The organism is Streptomyces sp. AP-93, from assembly GCF_022808175.1.
Lineage (GTDB): Bacteria > Actinomycetota > Actinomycetes > Streptomycetales > Streptomycetaceae > Streptomyces.
This window is the reverse complement of record NZ_JALGBX010000044.1, coordinates 1-16,794: the sequence shown is the minus strand read 5'-3', so window position 1 is coordinate 16,794 and position 16,794 is coordinate 1. Positions and strand designations below refer to the sequence as shown.

15 protein-coding genes and 1 pseudogene are annotated in these 16,794 nt (G+C 71.6%); 4 read left to right on the top strand and 12 right to left on the bottom strand.

From position 1 onward, the window contains the following. Positions 1-218: 218 nt before the first annotated feature. Both MTF69_RS40565 and MTF69_RS43245 read left to right on the top strand, forming a co-directional pair. Positions 219-1,073, top strand: a complete 855-nt coding sequence (locus MTF69_RS40565; RefSeq protein ID WP_243341827.1) for an RNA polymerase sigma factor SigF — start codon at positions 219-221, stop codon at positions 1,071-1,073. A gap of 116 nt (positions 1,074-1,189) precedes the next feature. After that, positions 1,190-2,023 (top strand): hypothetical protein, encoded by an 834-nt coding sequence (locus MTF69_RS43245; RefSeq protein ID WP_279346859.1) that lies wholly within the window; start codon positions 1,190-1,192, stop codon positions 2,021-2,023. A 15-nt stretch (positions 2,024-2,038) separates the two neighbouring features. Here the strand turns inward: MTF69_RS43245 and MTF69_RS40550 are convergent, their stop codons facing one another. Further along, positions 2,039-2,278 (bottom strand): hypothetical protein, encoded by a 240-nt coding sequence (locus MTF69_RS40550; protein ID WP_243341825.1) that lies wholly within the window; start codon positions 2,276-2,278, stop codon positions 2,039-2,041. A 118-nt stretch (positions 2,279-2,396) separates the two neighbouring features. Between MTF69_RS40550 and MTF69_RS40545 the strand changes: the two genes are divergently transcribed. Next, a complete protein-coding gene (locus tag MTF69_RS40545) occupies positions 2,397-2,879 on the top strand; it encodes a MarR family winged helix-turn-helix transcriptional regulator (RefSeq protein WP_374325575.1) in 483 nt (160 codons plus the stop codon). Between the two features lie 14 nt (positions 2,880-2,893). Continuing rightward, entirely contained in the window at positions 2,894-4,501 is a 1,608-nt protein-coding gene (locus tag MTF69_RS40540; RefSeq protein ID WP_243341824.1) for an MDR family MFS transporter, read from the top strand. Positions 4,502-4,510: 9 nt separating this feature from the next. Here the strand turns inward: MTF69_RS40540 and MTF69_RS40535 are convergent, their stop codons facing one another. The 11 genes and pseudogenes from MTF69_RS40535 to MTF69_RS40485 all read right to left on the bottom strand — a co-directional run. Then, complete coding sequence (locus tag MTF69_RS40535) at positions 4,511-5,185, bottom strand: TetR/AcrR family transcriptional regulator (RefSeq protein WP_243341823.1); 675 nt, start codon at positions 5,183-5,185, stop codon at positions 4,511-4,513. Positions 5,186-5,407: 222 nt separating this feature from the next. Further along, on the bottom strand, positions 5,408-7,600 hold the full coding sequence (locus MTF69_RS40530; protein WP_243341822.1) for a glycosyltransferase family 39 protein: 2,193 nt from the start codon (positions 7,598-7,600) through the stop codon (positions 5,408-5,410). Continuing rightward, positions 7,600-8,865: a glycosyltransferase gene (locus tag MTF69_RS40525; RefSeq protein WP_243341821.1), complete on the bottom strand. Its 1,266-nt coding sequence runs from the start codon at positions 8,863-8,865 to the stop codon at positions 7,600-7,602. The genes MTF69_RS40530 and MTF69_RS40525 overlap by 1 nt, the downstream gene beginning before the upstream one ends. Before the next feature lie 25 nt (positions 8,866-8,890). Further along, the gene (locus MTF69_RS40520; protein WP_374325569.1) at positions 8,891-10,441 is read right to left on the bottom strand and encodes a sensor histidine kinase; all 1,551 of its coding nucleotides are present in this window, start codon (positions 10,439-10,441) and stop codon (positions 8,891-8,893) included. Between the two features lie 161 nt (positions 10,442-10,602). After that, positions 10,603-11,370 (bottom strand): response regulator transcription factor, encoded by a 768-nt coding sequence (locus tag MTF69_RS40515; protein ID WP_243341820.1) that lies wholly within the window; start codon positions 11,368-11,370, stop codon positions 10,603-10,605. Between the two features lie 76 nt (positions 11,371-11,446). After that, positions 11,447-12,328 (bottom strand): amidohydrolase family protein, encoded by an 882-nt coding sequence (locus tag MTF69_RS40510; RefSeq protein WP_243341819.1) that lies wholly within the window; start codon positions 12,326-12,328, stop codon positions 11,447-11,449. Further along, a complete protein-coding gene (locus tag MTF69_RS40505; protein ID WP_243341818.1) occupies positions 12,309-12,650 on the bottom strand; it encodes an antibiotic biosynthesis monooxygenase in 342 nt (113 codons plus the stop codon). Before MTF69_RS40505 ends, MTF69_RS40510 begins: the two co-directional genes overlap by 20 nt. Before the next feature lie 161 nt (positions 12,651-12,811). Next, the gene (locus tag MTF69_RS40500) at positions 12,812-13,705 is read right to left on the bottom strand and encodes a DUF2797 domain-containing protein (RefSeq protein WP_374325565.1); all 894 of its coding nucleotides are present in this window, start codon (positions 13,703-13,705) and stop codon (positions 12,812-12,814) included. Next, positions 13,702-13,887 carry a hypothetical protein gene (locus tag MTF69_RS40495; RefSeq protein WP_243341816.1) on the bottom strand — a complete coding sequence of 62 codons (186 nt, stop codon included), beginning with the start codon at positions 13,885-13,887 and terminating at the stop codon, positions 13,702-13,704. Before MTF69_RS40495 ends, MTF69_RS40500 begins: the two co-directional genes overlap by 4 nt. Before the next feature lie 115 nt (positions 13,888-14,002). Continuing rightward, positions 14,003-14,368, bottom strand: coding sequence for a PH domain-containing protein (locus MTF69_RS40490; protein WP_243341815.1), 366 nt, complete (start codon positions 14,366-14,368; stop codon positions 14,003-14,005). Between the two features lie 2,110 nt (positions 14,369-16,478). Next, positions 16,479-16,721: pseudogene (locus MTF69_RS40485) on the bottom strand (ISAzo13 family transposase); the annotation flags it as partial. Positions 16,722-16,794: the final 73 nt, after the last annotated feature.

Sequence of the window (16,794 nt, the reverse complement as noted above, 5' to 3'; positions counted from 1 at the left end):
TTTCCTGACACACCGGTAGATTCCCGCCCTAGAGCAGGCCTATCGTGTTCTGTCGCTGGAGATACTTGTCGACATGGCGCTACAGCGTGTTGCCGACATGTGACATTCTGCTGGAACCGCGTTTGCCGCAGCCCCGCCTCCGGTATTCAGGTGGAGGCTGCGTTCCTCCGACGGGCGCGCAGATGAAGCGCGACCGTCCGCGACCTCAAGGGGGTGGCATGTCCGTAGACCAGGGCAGCTCACAGGTGCTCACGCTCGTCAAGCAGCGTGAAGTGCCGGCAGTGTCCCACCGCTCGGAAGCCATCGACACCCGGATCGACACCCGCACCCTCTCCCGCTCCCTCTTCAAGCGGCTCGCCGGCCTCGACGCGGACAGTCCCGAGCGGACGTACGTGCGCGACACCCTGATCGAGCTGAACCTCCCCCTCGTGCGCTACGCGGCGGCCCGCTTCCGCAGCCGCAACGAGCCGATGGAGGACATCGTCCAGGTCGGCACGATCGGGCTGATCAAGGCCATCGACCGGTTCGACTGCGAACGCGGGGTGGAGTTCCCGACCTTCGCCATGCCGACGGTCGTCGGTGAGATCAAACGGTTCTTCCGGGACACCTCCTGGTCCGTGCGCGTCCCGCGCCGGCTCCAGGAGCTGCGCCTCGCCCTCACCAAGGCCAGCGACGAGCTCGCCCAGAAGCTCGACCGCTCGCCGACCGTGCCGGAGCTCGCGGCCGTGCTCGGGGTCTCGGAGGAGGACGTCGTCGACGGCCTCGCCGTGGGCAACGCGTACACCGCCTCCTCGCTCGACTCGCCCTCCCCCGAGGACGAGGGCGGCGAGGGCTCGCTCGCGGACCGGCTCGGGTACGAGGACACCGCACTGGAGGGCGTCGAGTACCGCGAGTCGCTCAAGCCGCTGCTGGCCAAGCTCCCGCCCCGGGAACGGCAGATCATCATGCTGCGGTTCTTCGCGAACATGACCCAGTCGCAGATCGGCGAGGAGGTCGGCATCTCCCAGATGCACGTCTCCCGGCTGCTCACGCGCACGCTCGCGCAGCTCCGCGTCGGCCTGATCGGCGAGTAGCCCCCCGCGGTCACCGGGTACGGCTACGGCTACGGCTACGGCTACGGGTGCGGATGCGCTCGGGCAATCCATCACACCCGCTTCCCAATTGACGACGCGTCAGGAAAACTGCCGGGATGCGAAAGGTATCCCGGCCAGCCGCCCTGCTCGTCCTGTGCGCCACGGCTGCCGCCGCCGCCCTGACCGGCTGCGGCGGCCCGGCGCGCGAGGGCTACGTCGCCGTGGGCGCAGCCGCCCCCGGCCCGGAGCGGGGCGCCGGGGAGAACGTCGCCCCCAGGGCCCGGGTCGAGTTCCAGTCGCTCCCGCAGGCGTCGCCCGGATCCTCCGCGGCCGCCGGCGGTACGTCGGGCAGCACCTCGGCGGACATCCCGCCGGCCGGTGTCCCGACCGGCACTCCCGGTGGAACCGCCGGCGGGGCCACGGGCGAAGCCCCGGGCGGTCCGCAGCCCGGCGCCCCGGGGTCCCGGCCCCCGGGCGGCTCCGCATCGGGCGGGGGCGCAGCCACGCCCCCCGGCGGCTCCGGGAACCCGCCCGGCACCGCGCCCGGCACGACGCCTCCCACCGCCCCGGGCGGCAGGCCCGGGACTCCGTCCAGCCCGCCTCCGAAGCCGATACCGTCCGCGCCCGCGCCGCCTCCGGCCACGCCGGCGAAGCTGAGCATCGGCGCGCCCACCCGTAGCGCCACGGCGGAACGCTGGTGCGAGCAGGTCACGGTGGCCTTCACCAACACCGGCAGCACGGCGGCACGTTCGGGCACGGTCAGCTTCGCGACGCACATCATCGGCGCCCTGGGCGTCGACTGGGCCACCATCAACTCGACCCAGCCGCTGCCCGCCCCGATCGCGGGCGGCACGACGAAGACGCAGACCTACCGGATCTGCGTCGAATCCTGGCGCGTCCCCCTGGGCATGCGCGTGGAGACCCAGAAGGTCACGGCCACCTGGAGCTGAGCCGGCGGCCCGGCCTCAGAGTGCGAGCCAGGCCACCACGGCGATCAGGACCACCGCGGCGATGCCGACGCCGATCCACAGACCCGCGCCCGGTCCCGACTTGCGCGCGGCCCGGTTCTGCATGCGCGAGCCGGGGACGGCGGGAGCCGGTACCGGCTCCTCGACGAACGCCCGGAACATCTGGGTGCTGCCCGCGGGGTCGTAGTCACCCTCGGGAGCCGGTGAGTTGTGGTTCGAGTCGTGATTCGCAGCCATGCGCAGGACCCTAGCCGGTTTTCCGATTCCTTTACCGCCCAGCCCTCCGATTCATTTGCCTGTAACAACCATCTGCTCTTATGGTTGCCCGAAGCAACGACATTGGAGGGGGGTCCCGGTGACGGCAACGCCCGTAGCGACCACAGCTGCCACAGCTGTCACGCCTGGCACGCCTGACACGCGTTACGCCGAACTGGCCCGTCAGCTCACCGGCATCGGCGCCGTCAAGCGCGACCTCGCCCGTCTCCTGCCCTCCGACTGCCCTCCCGGTTCGGCGGCCGTGCTCACGGTGCTCGACCGCCACGGCGAGATGAGGCTCAGCCGCCTCTCCGAATACCTGGCCATCGACATCTCCGTGACCAGCCGGCACGTCGCGCACACCGCCGACCGCGGCTGGATCACCCGCGACACCGACCCCGGCGACGCCCGCTGCCGGATCCTGCGCCCGACCCCGGCCGGCCGCGCGCTCCTCACCGAGCTCGCCGCCCGCCACACCAGCGCGCTGGAAAGGGCCCTGGCCGACTGGTCCGACGCGGACGTCGACCACCTCAACATCCTGCTGGCCCGGCTCCGATCGGGCTTCACGCTTCCAGACAGCTAGACCGAAGGAAACACATGGCTACGACCACACCCACCGGTGTGCGGGGAGGCGGCCGGCCGGAGACCACGTCCGACAGCGCGCCCATGACCCACCCGCAGATCATGAAGGCGCTCTCCGGGCTGATGCTCGGCATGTTCGTGGCGATCCTGTCCTCCACGATCGTCTCCAACGCCCTGCCGCAGATCATCGGCGACCTCGGCGGCACCCAGTCCTCGTACACCTGGGTGGTCACGGCGGCCCTGCTCTCGATGACGGCGTCGACCCCGCTGTGGGGCAAGCTCTCGGACCTCTTCAGCAAGAAGCTGCTGGTCCAGATATCCCTGGTGATCTACGTCCTCGGCTCGATGGTCGCGGGCATGTCCCAGAACACCGGCATGCTCATCGCCTGCCGCGTGGTCCAGGGCATCGGCGTCGGCGGGCTCTCCGCACTCGCCCAGATCGTGATGGCCGCGATGATCTCCCCGCGCGAGCGCGGCCGGTACAGCGGCTACCTCGGCGCGGTCTTCGCCGTCGCCACCGTCGGCGGCCCGCTGCTCGGCGGGGTCATCACCGACACGAGCTGGCTCGGCTGGCGCTGGTGCTTCTACGTCGGCATCCCGTTCGCCGTCATCGCCCTGATCGTGCTCCAGCGCACCCTGCACCTGCCCGTCGTCCGCCGCGACGTCAAGGTCGACTGGCTCGGCGCCTTCCTGATCAGCGGCTCCGTCTCGCTCCTGCTGATCTGGGTGACCCAGGCCGGCAGCTCGTACGACTGGATCTCCTGGCAGACCTGGACGATGACCGGCGGCGCGCTCGCCCTCGGCCTGCTCTTCGTCCTCGTCGAGTCCAGGGCGAGCGACCCGATCATTCCGCTGCGCCTGTTCCGCAACAAGACCATCAGCCTCGCCTCGGCGGCCTCGCTCTTCGTCGGCATCGCGATGTTCTCAGGCACCGTGTTTTTCAGCCAGTTCTTCCAGTTGGCCCGCGGCGAGTCCCCCACGATGTCCGGAATCCTTACGATTCCGATGATCGGCGGGCTCTTCGTCTCCTCCACCGTTTCCGGTCAGGTGATCACCAAGACCGGCAAGTGGAAGGCCTGGCTCGTCTCCGGCGGAGTGCTCCTGACGGCCGGACTCGGCCTGCTGGGCACCCTGCGGTACGACACCCCGTACTGGCACATCGCGATCTTCATGGCGCTGACCGGCCTCGGCCTCGGCATGATGATGCAGAACCTGGTCCTCGCCTCCCAGAACCAGGTGGCTCCCGAGGACCTCGGCGCCGCCAGCTCGGTCGTCACCTTCTTCCGCTCGCTCGGCGGCGCGATGGGTGTCTCCGCCCTCGGCGCGGTCATGGCCAACCGGGTCACCCACTACGTCCAGGACGGCCTGGCCGCGCTCGGACCGAAGGCGGCGGCCATGGGCCACGGCGGCACCGGCGGGGGCGCGATCCCCGACCTGAACAAGCTGCCCGAGCCCTTCCGCACGGTCGTCGAGTCCGCGTACGGGCACGGCGTCGGCGACGTCTTCCTCTACGCCGCCCCCACCGCGCTGCTCGCGCTGGTGCTGGTGGTGTTCATCAAGGAGGTCGCCCTGAAGTCGAAGCCGGCCGCCCACGATCCGGCCGCCGCCGCCCCGGCGGAGTAGCCGGGCGGTCTACGGGGCTGCGGGCGCGGCGGGGGTGGTGGGGGCTGCGGGCGCGGCGGGGGCGGCGCGGGTGGTGTGGGCCTGGATCCCGGCGATGAGGACGTCCAGCGCGAGGCAGAACTCCCCGTCGGGCGGCCGCCGTACCGTGCCTCCACAGCCGTGGAGGAACTGGGAGACGGCCAACCGGGCCCCGGCGCGGGTGGCGTCCGGCAGACCCGTGGCGTCCAGCAGCCGGTGCAGGGCGGCGTCGAAGGCCCGCGCGTGCGGGCCGATGTTCGGGTACGCGGCGGTGAGCGGAGCCACCCACGGGTGGTCCACGAGCAGCCTGCGGTACCCCCGGGCCAGCGAACGGAGCCGGCCGGGCCAGCCCTCCGCGGGCGGCCCGGCCTGCTCCTGCTGTTCGCCGAGCTCACCCAGGGCGCTGTCCAGGGCGAGTTCGAGCAGATCGTGCTTGGTGTCCACGTACCAGTACAGGGACATCGCGGTGACCCCGAGCCCGGCGGCGAGCCGCCTCATGGAGAACCGGGCCAGCCCCTCGGCGTCCAGCAGCCGTACGGCCGCGGCCGTGATCCGCTCCCGGTCGAGTCCGGCGGGGGCCTCGCTGCGCCGCCGGGCGGGTGCGGCCGGCCGGACGGCCAGCCAGACGCTGGTCCGGACCGTGCCGGGATCGGCCGGGGTGACCATGGAGGCATCCTCCTCGCGCGCACGGGACCAGCCCGGAATGCCCGGTCCGCCCCCTTGATGCTAGGGGGTGTCTAGCCGGTCAGGCCGGGTCAGGGAGCAGTGTCTGGTGCCGTGCATCGCAAGGCGGAGGAGGGAGTCGACGCGGAGCGTCGGCGAGTGACGACAACGCGGCGAGGTGCGGTGCCGGACACCGCGAGCCCGGCCTGACCGGCTCGACACCCCCTACGGGGTGGACGTGAGGTCGTAGAAGGTGGCTCCGCCGATGGTGGTGGCCTTGAAGGTGGCCTTGACCCAGGTCTCGATGGAACTGCTCACGCCCCCGCCGGGGCCGCCCCCGCCACGGGTCGCGGTGCCGGTCTCGGCGGCGCCGCCCGTTTCGCCGGTGGCCGCGCCGCCGTCGGCTCCCGTGCCGCTCTGGCCGATGAAGTAGTGGATCTTCCCGGCGCTCACGTACTCCTTGAACTGCTCCAGGGTCGGAGAGGGGTCGCTGCCGTTGAAGCCGCCGATGGACATCACCGGCTGCTGCGAAGCGAGCTGGTAACTCGCCGCGTTCTGCGAGCCGATGGCGGCCGCCGCCCACGTGTACCGGTCCGCGTCGGCGCGCAGCGCGGCCGTGGCCTCGGCGCTGGTCCTCGTCCCGCCGAGCAGGCCGCCCATGCCGCCTCCGCCCATGCCTCCGCCGGGGCCGCCGCCGGTCCGGGTGCTCCGGCCGCCGTCGGCGGGCTGGTTGCCGCCGGGGGCCTGGCCGCCAGGGGCCTGGCCGCCAGGGGGCATGCCCTGCTGGGCGGCTCCGCCTGCGGGCATCCCGTCGCCGCCCGGCGTCTCGAAGCCGCGCATCCCGCCGCCGGGGCCGCCGCGGCCGCCCGCGACCGCGGGGCCCGCCGTGACGATCGAGCCCGTGTGCGGGGTGGTCACCGTGGTCAGGCAGTACGCCAGGGGTCCGGCCAGGGCCACGCCCAGGCCGACTGCCGCCACACCGAGTGCGATGCGGCGGCCCAGCCGCGCGGCGAACGGCAGCAGCAGGGCCGTGCCGAGTCCGACAGCGAGGACCAACCAGCGCAACCACGGCACGTACTCCGCGGAGCGGCCGAGCAACACGAACGCCCAGTACGACGTGAGAGCGAGGGTCCCCGAGAGCGTGAGGGACGCGGCCCGGCTGCCCCGCTCCTCCCACAGGACGGCGATGCCCATGCCGACCAGGGCGGCGATGTAGGGGGCCAGCGCGACGGTGTAGTACTCGTGGAAGATGCCCTGCATGAAGCTGAAGACCACCGCGGTGATCAGCAGCGCCCCGCCCCAGGCCAGGAACGCCGCGCGGGCCATGCCCTCCAGGGAGTCGGTGGCCCGGCGGGCCCGCCAGGTGACCACGAGGCCCGCGACCAGCAGGATCAGTGCGGCGGGCAGCAGCCAGCCGATCTGACCGCCGATGTTGGAGGAGAACAGCCGGTCGATGCCGGTCTCTCCCCAGCTCATCCCGCCGCCACCGCCACCGCCACCGGGGCCGCCGGTCATGCCCTCGGCGGCTGCCGTGCGGGCACCGCCGCCGACGCTGCCGGTCTCCTCGCCGTTGATCCGGCCGAGGCCGTTGTAGCCGAGGGTCAGTTCCAGGAAGGAGTTGGTCTGCGAGCCCCCGATGTACGGACGGGAGGAGGCGGGCCACAGTTCGACGACCGCCACCCACCAGCCGCCGGCCAGCACCATCGCGAGCGTGGAGAGCAGCAGTTGGCCCAGGCGCCTGCGCAGCCGGGTCGGCGCGCAGACCGCGTACAGCAGGGCGAGGGGCGGCAGGATGACGAAGGCCTGCAGGGTCTTGGTCAGGAAGGCGAAGCCGACCGCGACCCCGGCCCAGACGAGCCACCTGGTGTGCGCCCCGTCGAGGGCCCGGAGCACGCAGTACACGGTGACGGTCATCAGCAGGGTCAGCAGCGCGTCGGGGTTGTTGAAGCGGAACATCAGCGCGGCCACGGGCGTGAGCGCGAAGACCGCTCCGCTGATCAGGGCCGCCACCGGGCCGAACTGGCGGCGCACGGCGGCGTAGAGCACGGCGGTCGTGCCGACGCCCATGAGGGCCTGCGGGACCAGGATCTGCCAGGCACCGAGCCCGAAGAGCCGGACGGACAGCATCATCGGCCACAGCGCGGCCGGGGGCTTGTCCACGGTGATGGAGTTCCCGGCGTCGGAGGAGCCGAAGAAGAAGGCCTTCCAGCTCTCGCTGCCCGCCTGGACGGCGGCGGAGTAGAAGGAGTTGGCGTAGCCGGAGGCCCCCAGGTCCCACAGCAGCAGGACGGCGGTGGCGAGGAGCAGCCCGAGGAAGGCGGGGCGTTCCCAGCCGGGCCGGGGGGCGTGCGTCCGGGCCGCCCTGTGGGACGGGGCGGCGGGGGAGGGCGGGTGGAGAGGTAGCGCTGCCGTGGTCATCAGGAGTGGTCCTTCGCGGGAGTGGCGCGCCGTTCGGGGAAGACCCAGGCGCGGAAGAGCAGGAACCGCAGCACGGTGGCGGCGAGGTTGGCGGTGACCAGGACGGCCAGCTCGGTGCCGTGCCCCGGCTCGGCGTTGGCGGCCCCGAGGGCGGCGAGCGATCCGCTGGTCAGGGCCAGTCCGATGGCGAACACCACGAGCCCCTGGGCCTGGTGGCGCACGGCGCGGGCCCGGCCGCGGACACCGAAGGTGAGCCGGCGGTTGGCCGCGGTGTTGGCGACGGCGGAGAGCAGCAGCGCGGCGGCGTTGGCGAGCTGGGGGCCGGCGGCGGTCCGGGCCGCGGAGTAGAGGAGCAGGTAGAGGAGCGTGGACAGGGCTCCGACCACGCAGAAGCCCAGTAGCTGGCGGGCCAGCCCGCGCGGTACTCCGGGCAGGGCGGTGCGGTCGCGCGGGTCGTCTCCGAAGGGGCGGGCGAGCCGGTCCAGCGGGAGCGCGCCGACGGCCAGCGCCCTGCCCACCCGCCACACGCCCTTGAGGTCCTCGGCGGCGGTGCGGGCGATGTGAACGGTGGAATCGGGGTCGTCGACCCAGTCCACCGGGACCTCGTGGATCCGCAGCCCTGCCCGCTCGGCGAGGACCAGCAGCTCCGTGTCGAAGAACCAGCCGGAGTCCTCGACGAGCGGCAGCAGCCGGGTCGCGACCTCGCGGCGGATCGCCTTGAAGCCGCACTGGGCGTCGCTGAAGCGGGCGGAGAGCGAGGAGCGCAGCAGCAGGTTGTAGGCGCGGGAGATGAACTCCCGCTTCGCTCCCCTGACCACCCGCGAGGAGCGGGCCAGGCGGGTGCCGATGGCGAGGTCGGAGTGCCCGGAGATCAGCGGGGCGACCAGCGGCAGCAGGGCGTTGAGGTCGGTGGAGAGATCCACGTCCATGTAGGCCAGGACGGGCGCGTCCGACTCCCCCCACACCGTGCGCAGGGCCCGGCCGCGGCCCTTCTGCTCCAGCCGGGTGCTGCGCACCCCGGCCACGGAGGCGGCGAGGTCGGCCGCGACCTCGGGGGTGCGGTCGGTGCTCGCGTTGTCGGCGATGGTGATGCGGAACGGGTACGGGAAGGTCCGGGTGAGGTGCTCGTGCAGCCTGCGCACGCAGGGGCCGAGGTCCGTTTCCTCGTTGAAGACCGGGATCACCACGTCGAGGACGGGCTCGCCCGGGACGGGCGCGAGGGGCGCCCGTACCGGGAGCGCTCCGGGAGAGGTGTCGGTAGGCATGCCCCGACCCTCCCGGGCCGGGCTGTCACCGCTGTGTGCTGATCCTGTGGCCCGTCTGTGAGTTCGGCTGCGCGACTGAGGCGGGGGCCGGGGCGGGGGCCGGGGCGGTGAGGGCTCCGGAGACGGCCGGGGTCGCCGGGTCGGCCAGGGGGAGCAGGACCTCGAAGGAGGTGTGGCCGGGGGCGCTGCGGACGCCGACGTGCCCGCCGTGGGCCGAGACCACGGCGGCCACGATGGCCAGGCCGAGGCCGGTGGAGCCCGCCGAGCGGGAGCGGGAGGCGTCGCCCCGGGCGAAGCGCTCGAAGACGTGGGGCAGCAGTTCGGGCGGGATACCGGGGCCGTCGTCCTCGATCCGGAGCCGGACGGCGGATGTTTCACGTGAAACATGCGCCGTGACGGTGGTGCCGGGCGGGGTGTGGGTCCGGGCGTTGGCCAGCAGGTTCACCAGTACTTGCTGGATCCGGGCCGGGTCGGCGTGGACGGGCGCCGGCTCCTCGGGGAGTTCCAGACGCCAGTGGTGGTCCTGGCCGGCGGCCCTGGCGTCGCTGACGGCGTCCACGACCAGCGGGGCCAGATCGGTGTCGCAGGTGGACAGCGGGCGGCCCGCGTCGAGCCGGGCCAGCAGCAGCAGGTCCTCCACCAGACCGGTCATCCGGGTGGCTTCGGACTCGATCCGCCCGAGGGCGTGCCGGGTGTCGGGGCCCGGCTCCTCGCGGCCCCGGCGGGTCAGTTCGGCGTAGCCGCGGATCGAGGCCAGCGGGGTGCGCAGCTCGTGGCTGGCGTCGGCGACGAACTGGCGGACCCGGGTCTCGCTCTGCTGGCGTGCGGTCAGGGCCGAGGAGACGTGGCCCAGCATCCGGTTCAGGGCGGCGCCGACCTGCCCGACCTCGGTACGGGGGTCGGCCTCGGCGTCGGGGACCCGCTCGTGGAGGGCGGGCTCGCCGCTGTGCAGGGTGAGTTCGGAGACCCGGGTGGCGGTGGCGGCGACCCGGCGCAGCGGGCGCAGGGCGACACCGACCAGGACCTGTCCGGCGAGGGAAGCGGCGATCAGCCCGGCGAGGGTGACGAAGACTTCCACCGCGATCAGGGTGTGCACGGTGGAGTCGACGTCCGAGAGCGGGAATCCGATGACGATGCTGCCGCTGCCGCCGCTGCCGCCGACGGGCGCGGTCAGTACCCGGTAGCCGCCGAGGCCGGGCAGCTTCAGTTCGACCGGGTCGCCGGAACGGCCGTCGGCGGCCTTGTGCGCGGCCCCGGCGAGGACGGAGGCCTGGGCCGGGGTCAGGGGCGGGTGGCCGCCGGACCCGGATCCGCCGACGGCCGCACCGCGTTCGCTGCGGACGCTCTCGACGGGCTTCCCCGAGGCGTCGAGGCGGACCCCGACGGCACCCAGCGGAGATCCGGGCCCCATGACGACGCCGAGGTTGTTCTCCCGGGGGAACTTGACCGGGCTGGGGCGGCTCGCCATCTCGACGGAGACGCGCAGCTGTTGGTCGACCTTGTCGACCAGGTACGAGCGCAGCGCGACGGTGGTGACGGTGCTGATGGCCGCGCCGACCACTGCGATGAGGGCCACCGCCGAGACGACGAGCCGGGTCCGCAGCGACCAGGGCCGCCGGCTCCGGCGCGGGCGGCGGGGGCGGGGGCGGGGGCCGGAGGAACGCGCGGGGCGGCCCGGCCGGCGGGCACGGCGGGGGCCGCGGGGGCCGCGGGGACCGCGGGACCGCGCGGCCGCCACTAGTCGGCCGGCTTGATCAGGTAGCCGGCGCCGCGGCGGGTGTGGATCATCGGCGGGAGGCCGGTTCCGCTCTCCAGCTTGCGCCGCAGGTAGGAGATGTACAGCTCGACCACGTTGGCCTGGCCGCCGAAGTCGTACGACCACACGCGGTCCAGGATCTGCGCCTTGCTCAGTACCCGGCGCGGGTTGCGCATCAGGTAGCGCAGCAGCTCGAACTCGGTCGCGGTCAGATGGACGTCCTGACCGCCCCGGGTCACCTCGTGGCTGTCCTCGTCGAGCCGCAGGTCTCCGACCTCCAGCACCGACCCGCCGCGCGCGGCCTGCGCCGCGCCGGAGCGCCGGACCAGGCCGCGCAGCCGGGCGACGACCTCCTCCAGGCTGAACGGCTTGGTGACGTAGTCGTCGCCGCCCGCCGTCAGACCCGCGATGCGGTCCTCGACCGAGTCCTTCGCGGTCAGGAACAGCACCGGTACGTGCGGGAGCTCCCGCCGCAGGCGGCCCAGGACGGCCAGCCCGTCCATATCGGGGAGCATGATGTCGAGCAGGACGACGTCGGGCCGGAACTCCCGTGCCGCGCGCACCGCGCCCGCGCCGTCGCCCGCGCTGCGGACCTCGCAGCCCTCGTAGCGCAGGGCCATCGAGAGCAGCTCGGAGAGGGCGGCCTCGTCGTCCACGACGAGGACCCGGCACGGGCTGCCGTCGGGCCGGACGAGGGCCGTGTGGTTGCCGGTGGACGTGGACGCGTGGGAGGTGGTCGTCGCAGTCATGCGTACACGCTGGCCGCCGCCCGTGAGAGCGCTCTTGCCTGAACCTGTGAATTCCCTGAGAAACCCCTCCCGCCCCTCAGCCCAGGCGGAAGAGCCGGGCTCCGTTGTCGTGACAGACGGCGCGCAGCCAGGCGTCGCCGAGGCCGAGCCGTTCGAGGGCCTCGAGCTGGTGCTCGTAGGGGTAGGGGATGTTCGGGAAGTCGGTGCCCAGCAGGATTCGGTCACCGAGGTCGGCGAGCCGGCCGCGGTCCTGCGGCGGGAAGCCGCTGAACTGCTCCGAGAAGTCGGTGAAGGCCATGGTGGTGTCGAGGCGGACCTCGGAGTACCGGTCGGCGAGGTCGAGGAAGTCCGCGTACTCCGGCATCCCCATGTGCGCGACGATCAGCGGCAGCCGGGGGTGGCGGGCCAGCAGCCGGGCGATCGGCTCGGGGCCGGTGTGCTTCCCCGGGACGGGCCCCGAACCGCAGTGCACGACCGTCGGGATCCCGGCCTCGGCGAGGAGACCCCAGACCGGGTCGAGCCGGTCGTCGGTGGGGTCGTACCCGCCCACCTGGAGGTGGGCCTTGAAGACCCGGGCCCCCGCCGCGACGGCCTGGCCGACGTACTCCCGCACCCCGTCCTCCGGGAAGAAGGTCGCGGTGTGCAGGCAGTCGGGGGTGCGGGCGGCGAAACCGGCGGACCAGGAGTTGAGCCATGCGGCCATGGCCGGCTTGTGCGGGTAGAGCATGGCGGTGAAGGCCCGGACCCCGAACTCCCGGAGCAGCGCGACCCGCTGCTCCTCCTCGTGCCGGTAGGTGATGGGCCATTCGACGCCGGTCAGCGGGCCGACCGCGTCGAAGTAGTCCCACACCTTGTCCAGGACCCGTTCGGGCATGAAGTGGGTGTGTACGTCGACCAGCCCGGGCACCCCGAGCCGCTCCCGGAACGCCCGGACGGCCTCAGCCGTCTTCGCGGACAAAGCCGTGGCTCCGCTCGACCGTGGCGATGTGCAGCGTGTAGCTCTCGTACCAGTCGGCGCGGCCCTGCTTCATCGCCGCCTGGTGCTCCATCTCCTGGCGCCAGAGGGCGAGGGACTCGTGGTCGCGGAAGTAGGCGACGGTGATCCCGAGCCCGCCGGGCGTCCGCGCGGACTCGTAGCCGAGGAAACCCGGGTTCCCGCTGACGAGCTCGGTCATCCGGTCGAGGGTCTCGGTGTAGCCGCTGTCCTCGGGGGTCCGGACGCTGGTGAACACACTGATGACATAAGGCGGTTCGAAGGCCTGCACAGGCTGAATGGTCATGCCCACCACCCTCCGCGGCCGGTACGTGGCATGTCCACCGGAAAACGGCCCGGACGGCGAAAGGGATCCAAGTTTTGACCTTGCCCCACTCCTCACCGGGTCGGTCGGTCGTCCGGTCGGCCGCCCGCCCGGTCGGTCGGTCGGTCGGTCGGTCGGTCGGGTCAGAACAGCCCGTCCTGCGCGGCGGCGGCATCCCGCCCGGTGCTCGGGATCCCCGCCACGGGCACATCGGTGGCATCGCCCTCCCCGGGCGCCACCAGCTCCCATCCCGCGAGCAGCCGGGAATCCACGACGAGCCCGTCGGCGAAGTGCAGATCGGGCCCTGCCGCCCCGACGAGCCGGCCCGCGACGGTCCCGCCGGGCACCATCTCGGTGATCACCCGGGCAGGGCCGGGCACCGCGTCGAGCCCGAACGCCCCGGCATGGTCGGTCACCTCGCACTCCAGCCTCTCCAGCGACTCCGGCCACCCCTCCAGCGCCGCTGCCCGTGCGTGCAAGGCTGCGACCTCCGCCGCCCGCTCGGGCCCCGGCGGCAGCGCTCCCCGCACGGACCGCTTACGGGCATAGGCGATCCGGTCGGGCACTCCGAGCGCGGCCCGCAGCAGTTCCTCGGTCCGGCGGGTCGCCATCAGCGGCCCGCGCCCCAGCCAGGCCCAGGCCACCGCCCCTTGCTCCAGCAGCCGGACGGACCCCCGCTCCTCGGCGGTGATGCCGACCTTGACCAGCCCGGTCCCGAACCAGGCGAGGTACACCCGGTAGGTACGCGGATCACCGGCGTTGGTATCGGCCGCCACCGAGAAGGAACGGTCCAGGCCGGCGCACTCGGGGCACTGGGCGTTCCCCGTCCGGCCCGGAACGGTCCGCTCCGTCGGGCAGGGCGTCCGCCGTCCGGCCCTTCGGATGCCGAGGCAGTGCCGCTCTCCCCTGGCAGCGAAGGCTAGCGGCTGCCCGTACGCGAGGAGGCTGGTGCGCTCTCCCCGTCCCGGTCCCCGCCCGTACCAGCCCATGGCAGGCCGGCCGTCATTCCACCGGAGGCCGGTGCACCACCAGGTCACAGGGGGAGCGGTCGCTCGAAGAAGGTCTCCAGAACGACGGTGGCCCGCGTCCCGCTGACACCCGTGGGGTCGACCGTCACGTGGCCCGGCACCCCGCTGCCGACGGAGGCCGCCGGCGCCGCGTACGGCCGGCCCGCGTCCTCCTGGCGGCGCTGGATCAGCGCCCGGTCGATGTCGTCCACCGCACTTCCTCCTGCGTCCCCGCAAACCCTCGCGGAAACGCTACCTGATCCCGAAATCACCCCCCGTGACCGAACAGGGTTCGGCCCGACCCCTCCCTCTCCTCCCCCGGCCCGGCTAGCGGGCGACGAACTGCGTCAGGATTGCCTGGACCTCATAGATGTCGACGCCCTTCGTGAAGGTCTTCGCTATCGGCACCGAGCTCCCGGAGAGCCATATCTTCAGCTCCGCGTCCAGGTCGAAGTGGCCGGCGGTCTCCACGGAGAAGTGCGTGATGCTCCGGTACGGAATCGAGTGGTACTCCACCTTCTTCCCCGTGAGCCCCTGCTTGTCGATGAGCACGAGCCGCCGGTCGGTGAACAGGATCGTGTCGCGGATCAGCAGATACGCGGCATGCACCTGCTCCCCCTGCCCCAGCAGCCGCGCGTACTCGCGGTGTGCCGACGCCGGATCCACGGCGTGCGCGTTCCCGAACAGTCCCATGTGAGTTCCCCCTGCTTTCCCGGCGAGCTTTCCCGGTGAGTCGATCTCAAAGAAACCGTATCCGGGCCGCACGTCACCCCGCGTCCCCCGGCAGAGCCAGATCACCCCGTGACTCCCCGGAGCCAGACCTCATCACTGAGGAGGAGGGCGACGAAGAGGAGAGGGAGACAAGGGGAGGGAAGAAGCACAGCCCAAGAGGCCCCCCGGTGAACCGGGGGGCCTCTTGGGCTGTGCACTTGGCAGGACTCGAACCTTGCAACCTTCCGATCCGCAGGCAGGTGCCCCTTGACGCCGCGAGCAGCTTAGGGCCGCACAGTGTCGCGACCACGCAGGCTCTAGGCTCACCGAGATGCGCCGACGTACGCCGAAGTACTCCACCGTTGATGTCGCCGACTCGGGCGCCCCACAAAATGACCTTCGACGGGTGAGGTTCACCTCGTGGGGGTGGCCTGGACCTCGCGTAGATCCCGGAAGCGCAACCGCTCCAGGCCGGCAAGATCATCCGATACCGATGGGGGCCGGGCTGCCCAATTTTTATCTTGCTCCGGACTTCCGTATTTAACCGGGCACGGACTATCCCCAGTGCATCCCTCATGCATCCCCTGGGGGACTGCATACGGCTCGAAGACCTTTTCTGAGCCGAGCATTCCGACTACAGTGGTGAGCCGCCAGGTTCCATCCGTGCGATCCACCTCAGCAATCGACAGCGAACCCCAGGACTGCCCACTTCCCTCTACCTCAAGGCTATAAGGATTCACCTCTGGCGCCACAGGACCAATTGGGCCGATCACAATTCCCAGGCGTCGATTAAGGGCCAAACGCTCAACCGTTCCCCAATAGGAAAATCTCTTCTCCCCATTCGGCAGGACTTCTTCTTTTTCCCGCTTCAAGCCCACGATAGGTTCGGGTTCAGAATGAGCAGAAGGCGATTCCACCAAGGGGGCGATTCTTTGTTCAGCTTGCGGGGGCTTCGGAGGCTCTGGGGGATCATTATTTCCCAGCTGCGCTGCGTAGATAGCAGCACCCGCTGCAACGAGGGCGGCCAGGAGTGGCTGCCACGCCTTGGAGCCTGAGAGCCACCTCTTCCAGAAGCTAGTCGGAGTCTCGACCCCAGGCTCTGGGGAATCTTCGTCGGCAGGATGCTCGGAACCCATGCGGCCCTCCCATGAGACTGCACTCCACCCTGCCCACTCCGCTGTTGACTGGCAGCACGCCACGCTGATCTACGCCACGCCCAGGCTCGAATGGCGTGCCCCCTCTCACCGGCAACCAACCTGGACGTCGAGGGCGCAAGTGGCGGTCCGGCTGCAGTGCCAGATCTGGTGACGCACGGTTCTGAGAGCGCTGACAGAAGCCGATCTCAGCGTCATGCCCAGCCTTGTAGCGCGGCCATCGACGGCCGTGCGGATCGGTCGCTCCACCTGCCGGATTTGGCGAATCAGGCAGGAAGGGCCGCCATCACGCAGCTTGTCCGGAACAGCTTCCCAGGTGGCCATCCGGTACTCGGTGACAAGACGTGGGACACCGTCCTTCTTTAGGTCGCATTCAGGGTGGAGCCGCGCCACCCTCTCCAGTGCTTCAGCCAGTGCGTCCGCTAGCCGGCCTGTCGCACTCCGACAGCGCTGCGGCGAGGTGGCCACCAAGTGCTCACCGTTCCTGAGGCCATGGCAGCGCTGCAGTAAGCCGCAGCCGGGTCTACCACCTGATCCGGTCGGGAGTCCTGCCCGGCTTCCGGGGGACGCGCACGGCCCATCCCCCTCGATTCCCTGCACACGTGCATCCGAACCCGCCGCCTAGACGAGGCTGCCTGACAGCCAAGCGACGCGCCAACGGCGAAGGGTGCAGTTCCTCTGAAGGGAACTGCTGAGCTGGGAGAACACTGATCGGGGCTGTGTTCGGGGCTTCTCGTCTCTACCGTGGTGGTGGAGGAGGGGTCGGTAGCGAATGGGCTCGCTGTTCGAGGAGTTGGAAGCCCGCGAGGCAGCCGCCCGGGTTCGGGTGGAAGAGCTGGAAGCCGAGGTCGCTGAGCTGTCCGGGAGGCTGGAGCTGGCCCGGGAGGGGCTGGAGCCAGGGGGCTGTCGATAAATAACCCCTTGATCTTGGTGGAGGGTTACGACGTCGTGAGGTCGTGTCCGGCGAGGGCGGCAAGTTGCTGTGCCGTGGTGACGGTGAGAGGGCCGACGGGGACGGAGTAGCCGAGTGCGGCGAGGACGGGGGTGGCGTCCCGGAGAGTCGCGCCGATCCTGGTCTTGGTGAGTCTGGCCACCTCGGCCAGCAGTGCGTGTGTCATGGACCAGCGCTTCTTGAGGAGGAGGACGGTGAGGTGGTCGGCGGCGGAGAGACGGCGGCCCCCCCCCCGTTATGTTTTTCGCGGTCCTGCAATGGGGCCACTGGCCTCCGGGCCCGGTATGACTGTGTCCCCTCTG

Bases quoted from the DNA above. Each gene is read 5' to 3' on its own strand.
- MTF69_RS43245 (WP_279346859.1), top strand. From the start codon at position 1,190: ATGCGAAAGGTATCCCGGCCAGCCGCCCTGCTCGTCCTGTGCGCCACG.
- MTF69_RS40550 (WP_243341825.1), bottom strand. From the start codon at position 2,278: ATGGCTGCGAATCACGACTCGAACCACAACTCACCGGCTCCCGAGGGT.
- MTF69_RS40540 (WP_243341824.1), top strand. From the start codon at position 2,894: ATGGCTACGACCACACCCACCGGTGTGCGGGGAGGCGGCCGGCCGGAG.
- MTF69_RS40515 (WP_243341820.1), bottom strand. From the start codon at position 11,370: ATGACTGCGACGACCACCTCCCACGCGTCCACGTCCACCGGCAACCAC.
- MTF69_RS40525 (WP_243341821.1), bottom strand. From the start codon at position 8,865: ATGCCTACCGACACCTCTCCCGGAGCGCTCCCGGTACGGGCGCCCCTC.
- MTF69_RS40535 (WP_243341823.1), bottom strand. From the start codon at position 5,185: ATGGTCACCCCGGCCGATCCCGGCACGGTCCGGACCAGCGTCTGGCTG.
- MTF69_RS40530 (WP_243341822.1), bottom strand. From the start codon at position 7,600: ATGACCACGGCAGCGCTACCTCTCCACCCGCCCTCCCCCGCCGCCCCG.
- MTF69_RS40505 (WP_243341818.1), bottom strand. From the start codon at position 12,650: ATGACCATTCAGCCTGTGCAGGCCTTCGAACCGCCTTATGTCATCAGT.
- MTF69_RS40490 (WP_243341815.1), bottom strand. From the start codon at position 14,368: ATGGGACTGTTCGGGAACGCGCACGCCGTGGATCCGGCGTCGGCACAC.
- MTF69_RS40565 (WP_243341827.1), top strand. From the start codon at position 219: ATGTCCGTAGACCAGGGCAGCTCACAGGTGCTCACGCTCGTCAAGCAG.